Consider the following 20475-nt stretch of genomic DNA (forward strand, 5'->3'; position numbering starts at 1 on the left):
GAGATGACGGTAGGAAAGCTCGGCCACGTCGTCAAGCCCAGTACGCTCGCGGTGGAGGGGATGCACGTGCGGTCCATGCAGCGGGTCGTCGCGATCCTGGAGTGCGTCGCGGAGGCCCACGTGCCTGCCAGCGCTGCCCGGGTCGCGACCGGGACCGGGCTGTCCCTGTCCACGGTGTCGCGGATCATGCGCGACCTCGCCGAGGACCAGCTCCTCGACCGGCTCGACGACGGCAGCTACCTGCTCGGCGCACGGGTGTTCAGGCTGGTCCGCACGGCGCGCGAGGGCGGGGACGCGATGGCCACGATCCATCGCGTGCTGGCCGACCTGCGGGACCGCACCGGCGAGACGGCCTCGCTCAACGTCCGCCGCGAGGACGTCCGGGTCTGCATCGCCTCCGTCGACTCGCGGCACGAGCTGCGCCGGGTGGTCCCGGTCGGGGACGCGATCCCGCTGGTCGGCACCGCGACGGGGGACGTGCTGATGGCGGGGCTCCCGGCGGCCGAGCAGACCGCGCTGATCGACCGGGCCCGACACGCCGACGGCTCCCGCGTGGAGCTGCTGGCACGCCTGCGCGAGGCCGCCGCCCAGGGCTGGTCGGTGCAGCGGGACGGCCTGATCTCGGGCGTCACGGGGGTCGCGGTGCCGGTGCGGTCGGGCGAGCGGGTGGTCGCGGCCCTCACCCTGTCGGGCCCGACCACCAGGCTGTCCCCCGAGGCCGTCGAGAAGTGCGTCCCGGACCTCGAGGACGCGGCCCGCCGGATCGCCCCCTGGGTCCGCGAGCCCTGAGGTCCTGATGATCACCGCGACAGGCGGGCCGCCCTCCAGTCACCGGTGATCACCAGGACCTGAGCGCCCCCGCCGGTGATCATCAGAACCTGAGCGCTCCCCTGTCGATGATCATCAGGACGTGGGCGTGCATTTTCCTTGATCAATCAGCAGTGACGTCCTGGTGATCGCCGCGGGGAGAGATCACCAGGGCAGGAGCGCGCCGGGGCCACCCGCAGCCGATGATCACCAGGACCTGAGTGCGCTGTCGGTGTGCCGCCACATGATCACCAGGACCTGACCACGGCCAGCGCGAGCCTGGCCACCTCGAGCTCCCGCGACGAGTGATCACCAGTGCCCGGATGCTCTTGACGGGTGATCAACAGGACTCAGCTGCAATTCTTCCTTGATCGATCAGCAGTGGCGTCCTGGTGATCACTGCGGGGGATGATCACCAGAGCCTGGCTGCACCCGCGGTGCCCATGGGCGAGCACGGTCGATGATCAGCAGGGCCCCACTGCTGCCAAGCCCGCTCGGGCCGCTGCGAAGAACGGAAGATCAGCAGGACCTGGCTGCTGTCAGCGCTGCTCGGGCGCCCTCTGCAGCGCACTTCGCGGCCTCCTCGACCGGCAGGGCGTTGACCTCCCTGCACATGATCTCGACCGCGAGGGGGACGTCGATGCCCAGACGGGCGAGACCGGCGAGCCAGGCAGGGAGGTCGATCGCCCCGGCGCCCGGGGCGAGCCGGAACTCCAGGGCGTCCTCGGCCGGGTCGGGACGCGGGGCGGCGAGCATGTCGTTGAGCTGCACCGAGGCCACCAGCCCCGCCACCGGCTCGAGATCCGCGAGGGTCACGCCGGCGCGGTGCACGTGGTAGGCGTCGAGCACGATCCCGGCGTTGCCCGCCCCGGAGGCCTCGATCAGCGCCGCGGCCTGCGCGGGCGTCGAGACCGCGGAGTTCGCCCGGGGCTCGAAGCCGACCACGAGGCCGTGCTCCGCCGCCCTGGCGCAGAGCCCGGCGAAGCGTTCCGCCAGGAGGTCCGCGGGGACGTCCGACACCAGCTGGATCGTGGTGACCTGACGGCAGCCGAACGTCCCGGCCAGCGCGAACACGGCGTCCTCGTCGCCCTGTCCGCCCGAGTCCCAGCCCTTCAGCGGCTCGATCTCGGGCACCGGGAACCCGCCGACGGCCGCGGCCACCGCTCCCACCGCACCCCCGTACAGGGCGAGCTCGGCAGGCGACAGCGCGATCCCCGTGAAGCCCGCCTCCGCCGCGGCCCGCACCCGATCCTCCAGCGGGTGCCGCGGGGGCTGCGCCATGTGCGCCCCGGTCAGCGTGAAGTAGCTGGCCACGAGGTCGGTGCGGTCGAGAAGGCCCCGGGCCGATGACTCGCTCGCAGGCTCGCTCGTTGCCGACGCCCCGCTCGCAGGCCCGTTCACCGGCCCGGCACCAGAGCCATGCCGTGCGAGCCCCCGAAACCCGGGCCGATGTTGTTGTCCAGCCGTGCCCGCACCGAGTAGGTCCCCAGGTCGATCACCGACACCGAACCCGTCTTCAGGTTGGCGACGTACGCCGTACCCCCGTCCGCCGAGAACCGCGTGGTGAACGGCAGCTCGTCGACCTCGACCGAGGCGAGCAGCTCCAGCGTCTCCGGGTCGACGACATGCACCCGGCCCGCCACCGGCCCCGCGTCCCCGAAGCGGAACTCCGTGACCAGCACCCGCCCGTCCGGCGTGACCCGCAACGCGGAGAGGTACTCGTCGAACTCCCGCTGCCCGACCACCTCGTCGGTCGCCGTGTCGATCTTCAGCAGCCTCGGCGACGGGGTGCCGGGCGGCGGCTCGGCCTTGGTGAGCTGCCCCTTCGAGACGTTGACGACCAGGCTCATCATCGGCGTCGCGACGAAGGCGAAGCGCCCGTCCGGCGAGCAGTCGACCTCCTCGGCACCGCCGGCCGAGGCGATCTCGCCGAGCTGGGTCCGGGACCGCAGGTCGACGACCGAGACGACCGGCGCCTCCTTGTGCGCGACATAGGCCTTCGCACCGTCCGGGGTGATCGCCGCCCAGTGCGCGTTGGGCGCCGTCAACGGGATCGCGCCCACCACCGTGCGGGAGGCCGCGGAGATCACCAGGATCCCGTTGCCCGCCTCCCCGCGCTCGACGCCCGTGTAGATCAGGTCGGCCGCGGGGTCGTACTCCACGTCGTGCGGCGCCTCGTACGGGCTCACGTCGATGACGTCGACGACCGCGCGCGCGTCCACGTCGATCACGCTGATCTCGTGGGCCTTCGGCTTGCCCTCGTTGTAGGCGCCGGCGCGGTAGGTGTGGGCGAGGTACGCGAGCCGGCGGCCGGCGTCGAACGCCATCTCGTGCGGTTGCGCGATCAGGTCCGGGATCGTGTGGACCTTCTCCAGCGTCGTCGCGTCGAAGAAGTCCAGGGTCTGGCCGAACTGGCTGGCGACCAGCAGCACGTCGCCGCTCACGCCAGCCCGCTCGCCGGGTCGACCATGCCCACCGTGAACTGGTGCAGCTCGTAGGTCGCGGTGCCGTCGACGACGAAGGGATCGGAGTCGAACAGCGCGCGGGCGGCGGCCTCGTCGTCCCCGTAGGCGACGATCGCCCCACCGGCGACGCCGACCCGCGGGCCGGAGCAGAGGAAGCGGCGCGCCTCGGCGTTCTCCGCGACGAACGCCTTGTGCGCCGCGAACAGCGGTCCCTCGCGGTCGATCTCGCGGTGATAGGTCAGCAGGCAGACGAACATGGCCGCATCATTCCCCGCGGAGGCATCGTCGTCCAGCGCTTCCCACTATCATTGTGTGGTTGCTACGCTCACTGTGCGAGCAAGGGTGCTGAGACGAGGAGTGGTAGTGGCAGGCACGCAGAAGGAGATCCGCTTCAACGCCCTGGAGCAGGGCAACCCGAGCTTCCAGTCCTTCGGGCTGTGGGCGCACCCGCGGGACAAGGCCGTCGACTACACGTCGATCAAGTACTGGGCGGAGTACGCGCAGCTGCTCGAGCGGGGACTGTTCGACAACCTGTTCCTCGCCGACGTCTACGGCATGCCGGACGTCTACGAAGGCACCAAGGACGGCGCGCTGCGCAACGGCTGCCAGTCCCCCAGCGTCGACCCGGCCGTCCTGCTGCCGGTGATGGCCGCGGTGACCGACAACCTCTGCTTCACCATGACCGGCAGCTGCACCTACGAGCAGCCGTACCAGTTCGCGCGCCGGATCTCGACGCTCGACCACCTGCTGGAGGGCCGGCTCGGCTGGAACATCGTGACCAGCTACCTGGCCAGCGGCGCCCGCGCGATGGGCCTGGAAGGCCTGATCGCCCACGACAGGCGCTACGACATGGCGGACGAGTTCTGCGAGGCCGTCTACCGGCTGTGGGAGCAGAGTTGGGCGGACGGCTCCCTGGTCAAGGACAAGGCGAGCCGGGTCTACGCGGACCCGTCGAAGGTCGAGGAGATCGTCTTCGACGGCGAGTTCCACAAGTTCCGCGCGGTGCACGCCACCGAGCCGTCCCCGCAGCGCACCCCGGTGCTCTTCCAGGCCGGCGGCTCCGAGCGCGGCCGGCGGTTCGCGGGCACCCACGCCGAGGGCATGTACCTCAACGGGACCACCACGGACATCGTCCGGGACAAGATCGTCACGATGACGAAGGAGCTGGAGGCCGTCGGCCGCAGCCGCGAGTCGGCCCGCTTCTTCGCCGGCGTCTCGATCTTCGTGGACGAGACCGAGGAGCTCGCCCGGGCCCGCTACAACGACTACCTGCGGTACACGAGCTTCGAGGGCCTCATCGCCACGATGTCCGGGATCATGGGCATCGACCTGTCGAACTACCCGGTGGACAAGCCCATCGAGTACGAGGAGAACGACGCCAACCGCTCCGCCCTGGAGATGTTCACCCGCGGCAACAAGTGGACCCTGCGGCAGGTGCTGGAGGAGAAGGCCCTCTGCGGCACCAACATGGCGATGATCGGCAGCCCCACCCAGATCGCGGACGAGCTGTGCCGCTGGATGGACGAGACGGACCTCGACGGCTTCAACGTCGCCCGGATCGTGGCGCACGAGACCTACGAGAACGTCATCGACATGGTCGTCCCGATCCTGCAGGAGCGGGGCCGCTACAAGACCGAGTACGCCCCGGGCACCTTCCGGGAGAAGCTGTTCGGCGAGAACCGGATCCCCGCCACCCACATGGCGGGCGGCTTCCGCCGCTGAGCGCGAACGGTGCGCTCGCCCGCGCCTGCCGGGCGAGCGCGCCGTTCGTCCCGGGGTCACCCGTCGAGGAAGACCTCCTGCAGGTTGAAGCTCTCGATGTCCAGCACGAACCCGCGGACCCGGGTGTCCGGGTGCAGGAACGGATCGTGCCGGAGCTGGCGGACGCCACGGCGGACGCTCACCACCGGGTCACGGAACGCGTGCGTGCGCCACGAGGGGCGCATCCCCGTCTCGTCCGCGAGCGCCTCGGCATAGTCGTCGTCGGTGAAGGTCGCGAGCCCGCACCCGCTGTGCTGCACGAGGAGCACGTCGCGGGTCTGCAGCTTGCGCTGGCTGATGGACAGCGAGCGGATGACGTCCTCGGTCACCACCCCGCCCGCGTTGCGCAGGACGTGCGCCTCGCCCAGCTTCATGCCGAACAGGGCGAACACGTCGATCCGCGAGTCCATGCACGTCACGATCGCGACGTGCAGCGACGGCGGGACCGCCAGTCCCTCCGCGTTCGCGGCGGCCAGCTGCCCGCCGCCGTCCTCGTACCGCTTCAGCAGCTCCTCGTTGCTCACCCGCCCATGATTGCCGACGAGCACGGCGGACGTCCCGGCGTGGCGCCCCATCTCACGCCCCCGAAACGCACGAACGGCACTTTCGTGCAGCAGGTGTGCACGACAGTGCCGTTCATACGGTCAGCGACGGCTCAGAACTCGCCGGCGATGGTCTCCGCGATCTCGTAGGTGTTCAGGGCGGCGCCCTTGCGCAGGTTGTCGCCGCACACGAAGAGCTCGAGGGTGTTCGGGAAGTCCAGGGCCTGGCGGACCCGGCCGACGTGCGTCGGGTCCTGGCCGACGACCGCGGCGGGGGTCGGCCAGACGCCGTTCGCCGGGTCGTCGTCGACGACGATCGTGGGCTGCGCGGACAGGACCTTGTGCGCCGCCTCGACGGTGACCTCGCGCGCGAAGGTCGCATGGACCGACAGCGCGTGGGTGGTGACGACCGGGACCCGCACGCAGGTCGCGGACACCTTGAGGTCCGGGATGCCCAGGATCTTGCGGGACTCGTTGCGGACCTTGAGCTCCTCGGACGACCAGCCGTCGTCCTTGAGCGAGCCCGCCCACGGCACCACGTTCAGGGCCAGCGGAGCCGGGAACGGGGAGTCGTCCCCGAGCGGGGCCACGGCCGCGGCGACGTCGCCGGACACCGAGCCCAGGTCCTTGCCGGCGACGGCCGACAGCTCCGCCTGCAGCCGGTCGATGCCGGGCTGGCCCGCACCGGAGGCGGCCTGGTACGAGGCCACGACCAGCGCCTCGAGCCCGAACTCGCGGTGCAGCGCCCCCATCGCGGCCATCATCGACAGCGTGGTGCAGTTGGGGTTCGCGATGATCCCCTTGGGCCGGTTGGCGGCCTGGTCGGCGTTCACCTCGGGGACCACGAGCGGCACGTCCGGGTCCATGCGGAACGCGCCGGAGTTGTCCACGGCCACCGCGCCGCGGGCGGCGGCGATCGGGGCCCACTCGGCCGAGATCTCGTCCGGGACGTCGAACAGCGCGATGTCCACGCCGTCGAACGCCTCGGGGGACAGGACCTGGACCTCGACCCCGGCGCCGCGGATCTGCAGGACCTTGCCCGCGGAGCGCGCCGACGCGATGGGCCGGATCTCGCCCCACGGGACCTCGGGGCGCGCGTTGATGATGTCGATCATGGTGGTGCCGACGGCGCCTGTGGCGCCCACGATGGCCAGAACCGGTGCCTGTGCCATCTCCTACCGTCCCGTCCCGGCCGCCACGACGGCCTCTTCCTCGGAGTCCAGCTCGAAGGCGGCGTGCAGCGCGCGCACCGCGTCGTCCAGCTGGTCGGAGCGGCAGATCACGGAGATCCGGATCTCGGAGGTGTTCATCGTCTCGATGTTGATGCCGGCGTCGGACAGCGCCTCGCAGAACTTGGCGGTGACGCCCGGGTGGTTGCGCATGCCCGCGCCCACCAGCGAGACCTTGCCCACCTCGTTGTCGTAGATGAGCTCGGCGTAGCCGATCTGCTCCTTCGACCGCTCCAGCGCCGCGATGGCGTTGGGGCCCTCAGAGCGCGGCAGCGTGAAGGTGATGTCGGTCTTCTTGTCCGCCGCGTTGGAGATGTTCTGCAGCACCATGTCGATGTTGATGTCGGCATCGGCCACGACACGGAAGATGCGGGCGGCCATGCCGGGGGTGTCCGGCACACCGGTCACGGTGATCTTGCCCTCGGACCGGTCGTGCGCCACCCCCGTGATGATGGGGTTCTCCAACGGAATCTCCTCGATCGAGCCGGCGACGAGCGTGCCGGTCTTGTCGTTGTAGCTGCTGCGGACGCGCAGGGGGACGTTGTAGCGACGGGCGTACTCGACGGCCCGCAGGTGCAGCACCTTGGCACCGCACGCGGCCATCTCGAGCATCTCCTCGTAGGTGACCGTGTCGAGGTGGCGCGCCTTGGGCGCGATCCGCGGGTCGGCCGAGTAGATGCCGTCGACGTCCGTGTAGATCTCGCAGACGTCGGCGTTCAGCGCCGCCGCCAGCGCGACGGCGGTGGTGTCCGAGCCGCCGCGGCCCAGCGTGGTGATGTCCTTGGAGTCCTCGCTCATCCCCTGGAACCCCGCGACGAGCACGATCTGCCCCTCGGCCAGCGCGTTCTTCAGCCGGTAGGGGTTCACCTCGACGATCCGGGCGTCACCGTGCTTGCTGGTGGTGAGCATCCCGGCCTGCGAGCCGGTGAACGAGCGGGCCTCGGCACCGAGGGAGTGGATCGCCATCGCCACCAGCGCGTTGGAGATGCGCTCACCGGCGGTGAGCAGCATGTCCATCTCGCGCGGGGGCGGGGCCCCGGTGGACACCTGCTCCGCGAGGTCCGTCAGCTCGTCCGTGGTGTCACCCATCGCGGACACGACCACGACGACGTCGTGACCCTCCTTGCGGGTTCGGACGATGCGTTCGGCGACCTTCTTGATCCGCTCCGCGCTCTCGACCGAGGATCCGCCGTACTTCTGCACGACGAGGGCCACGCCGACCTCCTTCTCCAGCGCACAGTGCGCCTTAGGTTCTCGCTGGTCGGAAGTCGAGGCTACCGGTCGCGAGCTGCACCGTTAACCTGTTTGACCGATGCCACAGAGGCCGATGCCACGTTTAGCCCGACCGGGGGCCGGGCAGGGCCGCGCACGGCAGTCCGTCGCGACGCCGGCCGCGGCCGTGGGCCACGATGTCCCGATGTCGTCGACCGAGCGGGAGGCCGCCCCCACGCAGCCGATCCCGGCCGCGCGCGCCGGCGCGGTGCCGTGGGCGCGCATCGGCCGGGCGCTCCTGCCCGCGGGGCTGTTCGTCGGCGTCCGGCTGGTCGGGCTGGCCGTCCTCGCGATGATGGCGACGGGCTCGGGGACCCGCCTGGGCGACGAGCTCGGGTCCTGGGACGGCCAGTGGTTCCTCGGCGTGGCCCAGGGCGGCTACGACGCGGTGCCGCCCGGCCTGGTCGACGCGTACGGGAACCGCACCCCGGACACCCCCCTCGCCTTCTTCCCGGGCTATCCCGGCACGATCTCCCTCGTCCGCTTCCTCACCGGGCTGCCGTCGCTCCCGGCCGCGCTGGTCGCCGCGGCCCTCGCCGGGATCGTCGCCTCCTACGGCGTCGCGCGGCTCGGTGAGCTGGTGCCCGGCGGATCGCGCCGCGTCGGGCTCGTCCTGGTCACGCTGTTCGCGAGCATGCCGATGGCGGTCGTGTTCTCGATGGCCTACTCGGAGGCGCTGTTCTGTGCCGGCGCGGCGTGGGCGCTGGTCGGGGTGCTGCGCCGGCAGTGGCTGCTCGCCGGGATCGCGGCCGGGGTCGCCGGGCTGGTGCGGCCGACCGCGGCCGCCGTGGTGGCCGCCGTGGGGCTCGCCGCGGTCGTCGCGATCGTCCAGCGCCGGGACGGCTGGCGCCCCTGGGCCGGCGGCCTGCTCGCCACCTCCGGGCTGCTCGGGTACCTCGGGTACGTCGCCGCGCGCACCGGATCACCGACGGGCTGGTTCACCGTCCAGCAGGTCGGGTGGGACTCCCGGTTCGACGGCGGTGCCGCCACCGTCTCGTTCGCCGTGGAGGCGCTGGGCGACGGCCGGACGGTCATGGAGGTCGGCACCGTCGCGATCCTGGTCGGGGCCCTGGTCCTGCTGGTCGTCACGGCGATCCAGGCGAAACGCGGGGAGTACCCGTGGCCGCTGCTGGTGAACTCCGCCGTCGTGCTGTTCATGGACATCGGCAGCAACGGCCTGATGGGCTCCAAGGCGCGCCTGCTGATCCCGGCGTTCACGCTGCTCGTGCCGGTCGCGGCCGGGCTCGCGCGTCGGCGGCCGGGCACGCGGGTGGCGGTGCTCGTCGGGTGCGTGCTGGTGTCGGCCTGGTTCGGCGCCTACGCCCTCACCGGCTGGTCCTACGCGATCTAACGCTCTGGGCCTTTCGGACGACTACCCCGTCATGAGGATCTCCCCGGCCGCCGTGCTGCTGATCGGCGCGCTGTCCGCCGCGCTCGTCGCCGGATGCGGCACGTCGTCGAGTACGCGCGCGGCCGTGGCGAGCGCCGCCCAGGGCGCCCCGGCGGGCAGCAGCGTGCAGAGCGCGGTGCAGGAGGCCGAGCAGAGCGCCTCCGAGCTGGCCGGCCGCGGGACCGATCCGAAGCCCGTCGACGGCTGCGCGCTGCTCAGCGCGGCCGAGGTGGAGGCCCTGATCGGCACCAACGACGGCCCCACCCCCAACGGCAGCGGCTGCACGTGGCAGAACAACGACAACTACTTCTCGGTGACCATCGAGGTCGGGAACCCGGGGACCGCGACGAACGGGCTGCCCAAGTGGGAACCGGCGCTCGGCCCGGAGCGCGTGGTCGGCAAGGACATGCGGGACATCAACGGCGGCATCGAGTTCGTCGCGGGCACGCGGGACTGCATCGTGCAGGTCGCCAGCAACCGGGGCACCGAGGACCAGCAGGCCGGGATCGCGCTCGTCCCGAAGCTGCAGAGCCGGATCGGCAGCTGAACGCCGCGGGCCGGATCGGCAGCTGAGCGCCGCGGGCCGGATCGGCAGCTAGCCGACCCGCCGCACCAGCTTCACGACGACAGTGGTGATGACCAGCCAGATGATCGCGGCGGTGCCGTAGTTGAGCGTGACGGCGAGCTTGGGCTCCGCGGGCAGGAACAGGTTGTTCAGGCCCAGGTTGAAGTAGTCCGCGAGGTCCCGGACCACCTGGGTGAGCCCGTTGCCCGGGTTGGCGTCGAGCAGCGTCAGCACGATGTGGATCACCAGCACCGCGACGATCAGCGTGCCCACCAGCCGCAGTGCCGTGGCCAGCAGGCCCGCCCCGCGACGCACCGTCGTACCCACCGCCATGAGAGACCTCCCGCGTCGCCGTCATCCTGACAGATCGGGCGCGTCGCGCAGGGTGAAGCGACCGTCACCGTGTCGGGCGGGTTGCGCCCGCACGGGGGTGGCGGGCTACAGTCGTCCCATGGCGCGCCTGCTCCTTCGCCGCCGCGGCGGGGTCTGACCGACCGGCCCCTCGTCGCGGGTTCTGGCGTGCGCCGGTCTCTCCCAGATCGGCACACCCTCAGGAGCCTCCCGCGATGACTGTCTCTCCCGACGCGTACACCGCCTCGAACTCGAGCCGCCTGCGCACGCCCTCGGTACCCGCGCCCGCCGGCCAGGCGCCGTGGAACCAGCAGAAGGGCAGCCATATGCCCTTCGGCCGCTACCGCTCGTTCCACGACCTGGTCGAGCCCGTGTCGCTGCCGGACCGCACCTGGCCGGACAAGGTCATCACCACGGCGCCGCTGTGGTGCGCCGTCGACCTGCGCGACGGCAACCAGGCCCTGATCGACCCGATGAGCCCGGCCCGCAAGCGCCGCATGTTCGACCTGCTGGTGCGCATGGGCTACAAGGAGATCGAGGTCGGCTTCCCGGCCGCCTCGCAGACGGACTTCGACTTCGTCCGCGAGATCATCCGGCAGGACGCCATCCCGTCCGACGTCCGGATCCAGGTGCTCACGCAGGCCCGCCCCGAGCTGATCGAGCGGACCTTCGAGGCCTGCGAGGGCGCGCCCAACGCGATCGTCCACCTCTACAACTCCACCTCGGTGCTGCAGCGGCGCGTGGTGTTCCGGCAGGACCGCGCGGGCATCACCAAGATCGCCACGGACGGCGCCGAGCTGGTCCAGCAGATCAGCGAGAAGTACTCGGACACCGATTGGCGCTTCGAGTACAGCCCGGAGTCCTACACGGGCACCGAGCTGGAGTACGCCGTCGAGATCTGCAACGCCGTCTCGGCGATCTGGCAGCCGACGCCGGAGAGCCCCATGATCGTCAACCTGCCGGCGACGGTCGAGATGGCCACCCCGAACGTCTACGCGGACAGCATCGAGTGGATGCACCGCAACCTGGAGCGCCGCTCCGGCATCGTGCTGTCGCTGCACCCGCACAACGACCGGGGCACCGGCGTGGCGGCCGCCGAGCTGGGCTACCAGGCCGGCGCGGACCGCATCGAGGGCTGCCTGTTCGGCAACGGCGAGCGCACCGGCAACGTCGACCTGGTCACCCTGGGCATGAACCTGTTCACCCAGGGCGTGGACCCGCAGATCGACTTCTCGGACATCGACGAGATCCGCCGCACCGTCGAGTACTGCAACCAGCTGCCCGTGGCCGAGCGCCACCCGTGGGGCGGCGACCTGGTCTACACGGCCTTCTCCGGCTCCCACCAGGACGCGATCAACAAGGGCTTCGACGCCATGGCGGCCGACGCCGCCGAGGCCGGGCACTCCGTGGACGAGCACCCGTGGGAGGTGCCGTACCTGCCGGTCGACCCGAAGGACATCGGCCGCACGTACGAGGCCGTGATCCGGGTGAACAGCCAGTCCGGCAAGGGCGGCGTCGCCTACATCATGAAGACCGAGCACTCGCTGGACCTGCCGCGCCGGCTGCAGATCGAGTTCTCCAAGGCCATCCAGGAGGTCACGGACTCCGAGGGCGGCGAGGTGTCGCCCAAGGAGATGCGGGACGTCTTCGACACCGAGTACCTGGGCCGCGAGACCCCGCTCAAGCTGATCCGGCACCGCCTGACCAGCGACGGCGAGGGGCGCGACGAGATCGTGGCCACCGTGCGGGTGGAGAACGACCTGCACGAGATCACCGGCAGCGGCAACGGCCCGCTCGCGGCCTTCGTCGACGCCCTGGCCGGCATCGGCTTCGACGTCCGGGTCCTCGACTACCACGAGCACGCGATGGGCGGCGGCGACGACGCCCGCGCCGCGGCCTACGTGGAGTGCGCGGTCGAGGGCACCGTCCTCTGGGGCGTGGGCATCGACTCGTCGATCGTCTCCGCGACCCTCAAGGCCCTGGTCTCGGCGGTCAACCGGGCCATGCGCTGACCCCGTGAGTGGCGATGGTCGCTCTGGCGACTATCGCCACTCACGAGGCCTGGGCTGCACCGTCGCGGAAGAACGGGAGCAGGGTGTCCCGGTCCTCGTGGATCGCGCCGAAGGGCGCGTTCCAGAACGGGCCCTCGCGGGGCGTCCACGGACCCACGTACGCGTACGGCGTCTCGTGCCCACCATCCCCGGGTGAGACGCCGTAGTTGACCTCGTCCTTGGTGATCGCGAGATCCAGGTGCTCCGGCCAGAGCACCGGCTCGAGATCCGGGGCGAACGCGCGCAGCGCCTGCTCCCCCGCGGCGAACCACGCGGTGAGCAGGGCGACGGCCTCCCCGTCGACGACGATCTCGTCGGCGGGCGAGATCCCGGTGACGTCGGGGTACACCCCCTCCGGCGCCCCGGGTTCCGTCCCCGCGCGCGCGGCCAGCTCGCGGTACGTGCCGGCCAGCGGCGCCCGGCCCGTCGCGGTCTCGGCCCACACCAGCTCGGTCCCCTCCACCCTCAGGGGACCGTTCACCTGCCCGAACCCGCCGGGCGTGACCCGCAGGCGGATGGTGCCGCAGGTGCGGAACTGGGGGCCGGCGAGCAGCAGCTCGGCGACGCCGTGCAGCGAGCGACGCGTGGTGGCGAGATCCATCGGGCGGCTCCGTGGGCGGCTCAGCGTTCGACGACGCCAGTGAGCCTCCCACGGCCGACGACGGGCGCGTCGACGGCGGACAGGACCGCGCGGGGTCTCGCGTCGGGAGCACCGGGCAGCGCGCTCCCGAGGGCGAACAGCTGGAAGACGTACCGGTGCGGCCCGTGGCCCTTGATCGGGCCCGGGCCGTGGTAGCCGCGCCCGACGGTGGAGCGCAGCACCCGCACCCCGGGCCCGGGGTGCCGCCGTCCCAGCGCACCGGGATCCAGGTGCCCCACCGCCGGATCGACGAGGGCGAGGCAGTGCACGGCGGGCCTGCCGAGCGGGATGTCGACGTCCTCCACGACCAGCAGGAGCTGCGCGGTGCCGGCGGGGACCGCGGTCCACGCCAGGTGCGGGGAGACGTCCCGGCCGCCGACGTGCCGTGCGTGGTGCTCCGGCGGGATGTCCCCGCCGTCGCCGAAGTCGCGGCTGGTCAGGGCCACGGTCTCCGGCCCACGCAGCTGCGGCAGGTTCCAGGCCAGGTGCTCCTCGCCCGCCCTGCGCCCCTTCAGGATCCGGCCCAGCATCAGCGAGCGCCCTCGACCGCGCCGACGATCTCGGCGGTGGTGGCGGTCTCCGCGATCTTGGGGAAGACGCGGTCGACGCTGTGCCGGTGCGCGTCGGGGTCGGTGTCGGTCATGGCGTCCGTGGCGAGGACGACGTGGTAGCCGTGGTCGAACGCCGAGCGCGCGGTCGACTCCACCCCGGAGCTGGTCGAGACGCCGGCGAGCACGACCTGGGTGACGCCCAGGTCCCGCAGCAGGGTGTCGAGGCCGGTGTCGTGGAAGGCGCTGCGCCGCCGCTTGGTGACGCGATGGTCGGAGGGCTGCGCGTCGAGCTCGTCGACCACCTCCGGCTGCCCGGCGGGGCGGATGGTGTCCCGCTCGGGCCGACGGCGGTCGGTCCGCCCGAAGGGCCCACCGGCGACCGTGACCAGGACGACGGGCAGGCCGCGGCGGCGGAACGCGGCGGCGAGGTCCGCGGCCCGCTCCACGACGGTGAGGCCGGCGGGCCCGCTGCGCCCCGGGACGAGGTCCTTCTGCAGGTCGATCAGGACGAGCGCGGACACGGGATCGATCCTCGTCAGGCTCATGGGTGCTCCGGTGAGAGGTCGGGCGACGGGGCCACCCGGGGGCGGGGCGCGGCGGTCCCGCGCAGCAGGGAGGCGATGCCGGCGACGAGGGCGAGGACGGCGCCGAACGCGAACACGACGACCAGGCCCGAGTGGAAGGGCCCGGCGATCAGCGTCGGGAAGAACTCGCGCCCGGTGAGGGTCTGCTGCTGCGCCGCGGTCAGGTGGGCCAGGACGCCGCTGGGCTCGAGCAGGTGCTGGATCGGGTTGACGCCGAGCTGGGCGGCGAACAGGGACGTGACCGGCGGCAGGTTCCCGATCTGGGCGGCGACGTCGGCCGGGACGCCCTGCGCCTGCAGCCCGCCGGTCAGCGTGCGCGGGAGCTCGCCGGCCAACCCGGCGATCATGAGCGAGAAGAACACCCCGATGGACACGGCGGTGCCGGAGTTCTGGAAGGTCGAGCGCATGCCGGAGGCGACCCCGCGCAGCGGTGCGGGCACGCTGCCCATGATCGACGAGGAGTTGGGCGAGGCGAACATGCCGCTGGCGATCCCGTTGACCGCGATGAGCAGCGCGAACGCCCAGTAGCCGAAGTCGACCGGCAGGAGCATCAGGCCCACGAAGCTGGCCCCGAACAGCAGCGCGCCGGTGGTGGCCGGCAGCCGGGAGCCGATCCGGTCCGACAGGTACCCCGAGATCGGGCCCGCGGCGAGGAAGCCCGCGGTCAGGGGCAGCATGAAGATGCCGGCCCACAGCGGCGTGCTCTCGTAGTCGTAGCCGTGCAGGGGCAGCCAGATGCCCTGCAGCCAGATGATCAGGACGAACTGCATCCCGCCGCGTCCGATCGAGATGGCCAGGCCCGCGATGTTGCCGAAGGTGAAGGCTCGCCGCCGGAACAGGCTCAGCTGGATCATCGGGGCGCTCACGCGCTGCTCGACGAGGACGAACACCAGCAGGAGCACCATCCCGCCCACCACCAGCACGTCGACCACGGGATTCGTCCAGCCCATGGTGTGGCCGTCGTAGGGCTGCAGGCCGAAGGTGATCGCGACCAGGATCGCGCTGAGCCCCACGGCGAACGTGGTGTTGCCCCACCAGTCGATCCGGCCGCCGTTGTGCCGGCCGGTCTCGCGCAGGGTGCGGTAGGCCCACACCGTGAAGAACAGCCCGACGGGGACGTTCACCCAGAACACCGCGCGCCAGTCCCAGACGACCAGCAGCCCGCCCGCGACCAGGCCGATGAACTGCCCGGCCAGCCCGGCGACCTGGTTGACGCCCAACGCGAAGCCGCGCTGTTCGGCCGGGAACGCGTCCGTGAGGATCGCCGCCGAGTTCGCGGCCAGCATGGACCCGCCGACCGCCTGCAGCACCCGCCAGCCGATCAGCCACATCGCCGCGGGGCCGCCGTCGAGGGGATCGAAGGACAGCAGGATCGAGGCGACGGTGAACACCGCGAACCCGGCGTTGTAGATCCGGACCCGCCCGTACATGTCCCCGAACCGGCCCACGGTGACCACGAGGACGGCCTGGACCAGCCGGTATCCCATGATCATCCACAGGAGGTAGGCGAAGTTGCCCGGGGCCAGCGGGTCCAGGTGGATGCCGCCGAAGATCGCCGGCAGCGCGATCAGCACGATCGAGCCGTCCAACGAGGACATGAAGACCGCGGCGGTCGTGTTCGTGAGTGCGGTCCAGCGGTAGCGGTCCCGGACCGCGGGCGCCTCGCGCGTGGCGGTCACCGCCGGGGCCCGTCGGGGATTCCCTGGGCCAGCCGCTCGAGGAGCGGGGCCGCGGCGGCCAGCAGCTCCAGCTCGGCCGGGGTGAACGCGCCGCCGGTCAGGGCCCGGGCGAGGAGCTCGACCCTCCCGTTCCGCTTGTCCTGCAGGGCCTGGCGGCCGGTCGCGGTGATCGTCAGGACCACGCGCCGCCCGTCGTCCGGGTCCTTGCGGCGGTCGACCAGGCCGCCCTCCCCCAGCTCGCCGAGGGTCGCCCCCATCGCCTGCGCCGTGATCTGCATCTCGCGGGCCAGCGCGGCCGACGTGGTGGGACCGGACCGCTCCACCGCGGCCAGCGCGGCCCGCTGGGGCATCGAGAGGGCCCCCGTGGGCACCAGGCGGACCCGCCGGACCAGGGTGCCGACGCCCGCCAGCAGGGCGGCGGCGACCTCAGCGGGATCTCGCTCGTCCATGTAGTAAGGCTACTTTATCAATCAGCCTTATGGTTGTTCGGTGCAACGAGACGCCGACCACATCAGCTCCGCGGTCACCCGCCGCCGTAGGCCGAGAACGCGGTGTGCAGGACGAACCCCCGCGGGTCGTCCACGTCGACACCGGTCCGGGCGGTGTGCACCGCCTCCGCCATCCCGGCCCCCGCGGCCAGGGCGCGGTGCAGGTCGATCGAGAAGCCGACCGTCTCCGCGTCGCCGAGAGGGGCGACGCTCGCCCCGATCGCCGCGGTGCCCCGCGCCAACAGGGCGCTGATCAGGCCCAGCACCTCGTCGCCCTCGACCGCGACCCCGCTGGCCGAGTCGCAGACGGCGAGCACCGCCCGGCGGGGCGCGGCGCCGAGCAGGTCGAGCTGGTGCAGGGTCATGTCGCCGTCCGCGAGCCGGACGGCGGAGAAGGTCGGGTTGTCCGCACGCAGGTAGCCATGACACGCGAGATGCGCGAGGCCGGCCCCGGCGAGCGCCCGCGTGACCCGCTCGACCCCGCCGACGGGTGGCACGAGCACCTCCGCACCGGGGTGGAGGGCCGACAACGCCTCGACCTCCCGAACCGCGCCGGGCAGGCCCGGGCCCGCTACCAGCACCGTCGGCCCGTCGCCCGGTCCGGCGGCGGCCGAGCGCGCCCACGACGACATCGAGGGGGCCGCCGTCACCGGACCCGGGTGCAGTGCCGACCAGGGCACGTCACGCGTGGTCGGATCGGGGAGCACGACGACCGGCGCCTCGGGATCCAGCCGGAGCGGCGCGACGAGCAGCGCCCGCAACCGGTCGAGGGCGTGCCGCGCGCTGCGCCAGGCCGCCGCGAGCGTGGCCGGCCGCCCGCCCGCGGGCCGGCTGAGCCGCCGCAGGGCCGTGCCCAACGCCTCCGCCTCGACGAGGATCTCCGACCGATCGCCCAGCGGGACCAGCACCGCGCGGTGCGCACCGAGGCGGATCGCGAAGACCTGTCCCTCGTTCGCGCCGTAGGCGACGAGCGGGCGTCCCGCGAGCAGCCGCCGCACCTCGGCGACACCGATCCGGTTCGCTCCGCCGGGCGCGCCGGGTTCCGAGCCGCGCCGCCAGGCCGCGCGCCGGATCCGGCCCTCCAGCTGCGCCTGTTCGACGAGCAGGGCCTGCGGTTCGTCCGCGCCGTCCCGGCGGAGCTGGGCCAGCTCGCCCTGCACGGCGGCCAGCGCCGAGAGCTCCTCCCCGACCTCTCCCCCGGCGGGAGGGGCCGAGGTCAGCAGCACCGCGGCACGCGTGCGGTCCATCCAGCGGAGCACGTCGGCCGGCGGCGCCGACCGCAGGAGGGACCGCAGCCCCAGCCGGCCGAGCTCGGCGCCGTGCCCCGAGGCGAGTGCCCGCAGCTCGACGGATCCGAGCGTCTCGCGGTGCCGCGCCAGGTCGAGCAGGCCGGTGCGGGCGTGCCGGACCGCGCCCGCGTCGTCGCCCACGATCGACGCCCGGAGCGCACCGGCGACCCTGCCCTGCAGCCTGACCAGCACGGATCCACGCCGGCTCGCCTCCCGGGCCGCCGCCAGGTGCTCGGCCGCGGGGCGAGCCCGGTCGAGGGCGAGGGCCGCCCGGCCGGCGACCAGGTGGGCGTCGACGACGTCCGCGCCCCGGCCGCCACGCTCCAGGGTGCGCACCGCACGCCGGGCACCCGCCAGGTCGGCCGGATCGACCCGCCCCGCCCGCACCAGGGCGCCGACGCGGGTGATCTCGGCGCGGGCGACCCACCCCGGCCGGCCCTGGGCCCGGAACTCGGCCGCCGCGCGCGACGCGGGATCGAGCGCCGCCTCCGGCTCCGTCGACCTGGCCGCGACCTGCGCGAGCCGCAGCAGCGCCTCGGCCCCCATCAGCCCGACGCCGTGCGCGGTGAACGCGGCCCCGGCCCGCTCGGCCAGTGCCCTCGCCTCCGCGGTGAGGCGCAGGTCGAGCAGGGTGTCGAGCTGCTCGAGATGCAGCTCGGCGAGCGGCAGCCCGACCTCCCGGTACCGGACCTCGGCGTCGTCGAACTGGCGGAGGCTCTCCGCCAGCCGCCCGGCCCGGGCGAGCACCCAGCCCCGGCTGCAGGCGACGATCGCAGCGAGCGCGGGTCCGGCCAGCTCGTCGGCGCGGTCGAGCAGGCCGAGGGCCGCGGCCGGGCGACCGAGCTGCGCCTCCAGCAGCGCCAGGTTGTTCGCGATCTTGGCCTGGGTCTCGACGGTGCTCCGCGGATCGGCGAGGATCCGGCGGCAGATGCGGGCGGCGTCCCGGAGGCGCCCGACGTTGTAGAGGACGGACGCCCGTTGCAGATCCAGCTCCGTGTCGTCCCCGGGACCGAGCCGTTCGGCGGCGTCGAGGTCCCGCGCGGCCGAGGCGAAGCGGCCGCGCTCGAGCTGCACGACCGCCCTCGAGACCAGCACCTCGTGCAGCCGCCCGGACAGCTCGGCCGCGCGGGCCAGCCGCGCCGCCTCGTCCAGCAGCCGCTTCGCGCTGCCGTGCGCCATCCGCGAACGCTCGTAGGCGGCCTGGGCGCGCAGGGCCACGACCAGCGGTTCTCTCGCCACCGCCTGCCGCCGGGCCTCGGCCACGAGCCCGGTCGCGGACGGCCCGGCGCTCCGCGGATCCGCCACGACATCGGCATGGAGGGCGACAGCACGTATCAGGAGATCGGTGGATCCGTCCTGACTCATTGACACCGCCTGCCCGCCCGAGAGGTCAAGGCAGGATAACGAGGGTTCGAGCGCGGAGGCATCGATGCGACTGGGTAATCAGGATCCCCTCTGGCACGACGGGGAGTTCGCGGTCCCGGAGGACCGGACCGCGTACCCGCGGTCGGCGGACCAGCGGCTCGAGGACCGCGTGGGCGTCAGCGCCCAGGCGGGGTTCTTCACCGGGCCCGGCGCCGCGGCCTACCAGGCCGCGTTGCTGCGCGAGATCAACCAGCGAGCCGCGGCCCGCCCGCACGACGGCCAGGCCGCCTACGCCGTCTGCCGTGGCGACCGCGAGGTCCTCGCCACCCCGAACGAGCTCCTGCTGCGGGCCGAGCGCCTCGACGACGCCACCCGCCAGTTGCTGGTGGAGCTCGGTTTCGACGTCACCGCCGCCGTCGACGCGCTCGGCGGCCGGGTCAAGGTCATCCGGGCGAACCCGGGCCTCGAGCCCGACCGCCTCGACGAGGTCCTGCTCGTCCTGCAGAGCCGCGGCATCCCGGCCTCGCTGAACCACCTGACCCCCCTGGGCCCGTGGGCCAAGGGGCAGGGCGGCCCCGAGCCGACCGACGGCGTCGCGCGGGTCGCGCCGCCGCAGGTCGGCGGCGACCCGCTGGTCGCGGTGATCGACACCGGCGTCAACACCGAGGGTCGCGGGGACGACTGGCTCGCCGGCCTGCAGAACGACGGCAACAAGGACCTCCTCGACGTCTTCGGCGACGACCAGGAGCTCGACTTCGCCGCCGGTCACGGCACGTTCGTGGCGGGCGTCGTGCAGCAGGTCGCGCCCGCGGCGCCGATCCGCGTCTACAAGGCGCTGAACTCCGACGGGATGGGCAGCGAGGTCGCCGTCGCCGAGGCGATCGTGCAGGCGGCCGCGGACGGCGCGAAGGTCGTCAACCTGTCGCTCGGCACCCGGACCCTCGACGACCAGCCGCCGGTGGCCATCGACGTCGCGCTCGAGGTGATCCCGGCCGACGTCGTCGTCGTGGCGGCCGCCGGCAACTACGGCGACGAGCGACCGGTCTGGCCGGCGGCGTTCCGGCAGGTCGTGTCGGTGGCCGCGCTCAGCGCCACGGGCCAGGGGTCACCGTGGTCCACGCGCGGGTTCTGGGTGGACCTGTCGGTCGTCGGCGAGGGGATCGTCTCGACCTACGTGCAGGGCCAGGAGTCCGCGATCATCGACCCGTACCCGGACACCTTCCCGGTCGCCGGCTGGGCGGTGTGGAGCGGCACCTCGTTCGCGGCGCCGCAGGTCGCGGGGCTGATCGCGCGGCTGATGCTGGCCGAGAACCTGTCGGCTCCGGAGGCTCTGCAGCGGGTCTCGGCCGTCGGCGTCCGGCGCCCGGACTTCGGGCGCGCGCTGCGGATCCTGCCGGGCACCTGACCGGTGGGCGGAGCCCGGCAGGATCCGGGCTCCGCCGTCGC

The 20475-nt window shown here is 72.7% G+C and carries 19 protein-coding genes; 6 read left to right on the top strand and 13 right to left on the bottom strand.

Annotated features, from left to right (window positions below):
- Nucleotides 1–3 precede the first annotated feature (3 nt).
- A complete protein-coding gene (locus ABD324_RS29500) occupies nucleotides 4–789 on the top strand; it encodes an IclR family transcriptional regulator (RefSeq protein WP_344424422.1) in 786 nt (261 codons plus the stop codon).
- A gap of 537 nt (nucleotides 790–1326) precedes the next feature.
- Here ABD324_RS29500 and ABD324_RS29505 read toward each other — a convergent pair.
- The 3 genes from ABD324_RS29505 to ABD324_RS29515 form a co-directional block, all read right to left on the bottom strand.
- The gene (locus ABD324_RS29505; RefSeq protein WP_344424425.1) at nucleotides 1327–2121 is read right to left on the bottom strand and encodes a sugar phosphate isomerase/epimerase family protein; all 795 of its coding nucleotides are present in this window, start codon (nucleotides 2119–2121) and stop codon (nucleotides 1327–1329) included.
- 83 nt (nucleotides 2122–2204) lie between these two features.
- Nucleotides 2205–3251 (bottom strand): YncE family protein, encoded by a 1047-nt coding sequence (locus tag ABD324_RS29510; RefSeq protein WP_344424428.1) that lies wholly within the window; start codon nucleotides 3249–3251, stop codon nucleotides 2205–2207.
- Nucleotides 3248–3529 carry a YciI family protein gene (locus ABD324_RS29515; RefSeq protein WP_344424431.1) on the bottom strand — a complete coding sequence of 94 codons (282 nt, stop codon included), beginning with the start codon at nucleotides 3527–3529 and terminating at the stop codon, nucleotides 3248–3250. Before ABD324_RS29515 ends, ABD324_RS29510 begins: the two co-directional genes overlap by 4 nt.
- Nucleotides 3530–3635: 106 nt before the next feature.
- Between ABD324_RS29515 and ABD324_RS29520 the strand changes: the two genes are divergently transcribed.
- Complete coding sequence (locus ABD324_RS29520; RefSeq protein ID WP_344424433.1) at nucleotides 3636–4994, top strand: LLM class flavin-dependent oxidoreductase; 1359 nt, start codon at nucleotides 3636–3638, stop codon at nucleotides 4992–4994.
- Nucleotides 4995–5050: 56 nt separating this feature from the next.
- Here ABD324_RS29520 and ABD324_RS29525 read toward each other — a convergent pair whose 3' ends face one another.
- The 3 genes from ABD324_RS29525 to ABD324_RS29535 form a co-directional block, all read right to left on the bottom strand.
- Complete coding sequence (locus ABD324_RS29525) at nucleotides 5051–5557, bottom strand: beta-class carbonic anhydrase (protein WP_344424436.1); 507 nt, start codon at nucleotides 5555–5557, stop codon at nucleotides 5051–5053.
- Between the two features lie 131 nt (nucleotides 5558–5688).
- The gene (locus tag ABD324_RS29530; RefSeq protein WP_344424439.1) at nucleotides 5689–6747 is read right to left on the bottom strand and encodes an aspartate-semialdehyde dehydrogenase; all 1059 of its coding nucleotides are present in this window, start codon (nucleotides 6745–6747) and stop codon (nucleotides 5689–5691) included.
- 3 nt (nucleotides 6748–6750) lie between these two features.
- Nucleotides 6751–8019, bottom strand: coding sequence for an aspartate kinase (locus tag ABD324_RS29535; protein ID WP_344424440.1), 1269 nt, complete (start codon nucleotides 8017–8019; stop codon nucleotides 6751–6753).
- 202 nt (nucleotides 8020–8221) lie between these two features.
- Here ABD324_RS29535 and ABD324_RS29540 point away from each other — a divergent pair, with 202 nt between their 5' ends.
- Nucleotides 8222–9427 (top strand): hypothetical protein, encoded by a 1206-nt coding sequence (locus tag ABD324_RS29540; protein ID WP_344424442.1) that lies wholly within the window; start codon nucleotides 8222–8224, stop codon nucleotides 9425–9427.
- A 31-nt stretch (nucleotides 9428–9458) separates the two neighbouring features.
- The gene (locus ABD324_RS29545) at nucleotides 9459–10013 is read left to right on the top strand and encodes a DUF3558 family protein (RefSeq protein ID WP_344424445.1); all 555 of its coding nucleotides are present in this window, start codon (nucleotides 9459–9461) and stop codon (nucleotides 10011–10013) included.
- Between the two features lie 48 nt (nucleotides 10014–10061).
- On the opposite strand, the gene ABD324_RS29550 is transcribed toward ABD324_RS29545, so the two are convergent.
- On the bottom strand, nucleotides 10062–10364 hold the full coding sequence (locus ABD324_RS29550) for a hypothetical protein (protein ID WP_344424448.1): 303 nt from the start codon (nucleotides 10362–10364) through the stop codon (nucleotides 10062–10064).
- A 233-nt stretch (nucleotides 10365–10597) separates the two neighbouring features.
- Between ABD324_RS29550 and leuA the strand changes: the two genes are divergently transcribed.
- Nucleotides 10598–12394 carry a 2-isopropylmalate synthase gene (leuA, locus tag ABD324_RS29555; protein ID WP_344424451.1) on the top strand — a complete coding sequence of 599 codons (1797 nt, stop codon included), beginning with the start codon at nucleotides 10598–10600 and terminating at the stop codon, nucleotides 12392–12394.
- Nucleotides 12395–12434: 40 nt separating this feature from the next.
- On the opposite strand, the gene ABD324_RS29560 is transcribed toward leuA, so the two are convergent.
- From ABD324_RS29560 to ABD324_RS29585, 6 genes are all read right to left on the bottom strand, one after another.
- Nucleotides 12435–13034, bottom strand: a complete 600-nt coding sequence (locus ABD324_RS29560; RefSeq protein ID WP_344424454.1) for a hypothetical protein — start codon at nucleotides 13032–13034, stop codon at nucleotides 12435–12437.
- 20 nt (nucleotides 13035–13054) lie between these two features.
- Nucleotides 13055–13603 carry a YbhB/YbcL family Raf kinase inhibitor-like protein gene (locus tag ABD324_RS29565; protein WP_344424456.1) on the bottom strand — a complete coding sequence of 183 codons (549 nt, stop codon included), beginning with the start codon at nucleotides 13601–13603 and terminating at the stop codon, nucleotides 13055–13057.
- A complete protein-coding gene (locus ABD324_RS29570; RefSeq protein WP_344424459.1) occupies nucleotides 13603–14169 on the bottom strand; it encodes a cysteine hydrolase family protein in 567 nt (188 codons plus the stop codon). The genes ABD324_RS29565 and ABD324_RS29570 overlap by 1 nt, the downstream gene beginning before the upstream one ends.
- Nucleotides 14166–15887, bottom strand: coding sequence for an MFS transporter (locus ABD324_RS29575; protein WP_425565934.1), 1722 nt, complete (start codon nucleotides 15885–15887; stop codon nucleotides 14166–14168). Before ABD324_RS29575 ends, ABD324_RS29570 begins: the two co-directional genes overlap by 4 nt.
- Nucleotides 15884–16336, bottom strand: coding sequence for a MarR family winged helix-turn-helix transcriptional regulator (locus ABD324_RS29580; RefSeq protein WP_344424462.1), 453 nt, complete (start codon nucleotides 16334–16336; stop codon nucleotides 15884–15886). The genes ABD324_RS29575 and ABD324_RS29580 overlap by 4 nt, the downstream gene beginning before the upstream one ends.
- Nucleotides 16337–16410: 74 nt before the next feature.
- Entirely contained in the window at nucleotides 16411–18969 is a 2559-nt protein-coding gene (locus ABD324_RS29585) for a CHAT domain-containing protein (RefSeq protein WP_344424465.1), read from the bottom strand.
- Between the two features lie 124 nt (nucleotides 18970–19093).
- On the opposite strand from ABD324_RS29585, the gene ABD324_RS29590 reads away from it, so the two are divergent.
- Nucleotides 19094–20434 (top strand): S8 family peptidase, encoded by a 1341-nt coding sequence (locus tag ABD324_RS29590; RefSeq protein WP_344424467.1) that lies wholly within the window; start codon nucleotides 19094–19096, stop codon nucleotides 20432–20434.
- Nucleotides 20435–20475 lie beyond the last annotated feature (41 nt).

This window comes from Pseudonocardia ailaonensis, from assembly GCF_039531635.1.
In the GTDB taxonomy this organism is placed as follows: domain Bacteria; phylum Actinomycetota; class Actinomycetes; order Mycobacteriales; family Pseudonocardiaceae; genus Pseudonocardia; species Pseudonocardia ailaonensis.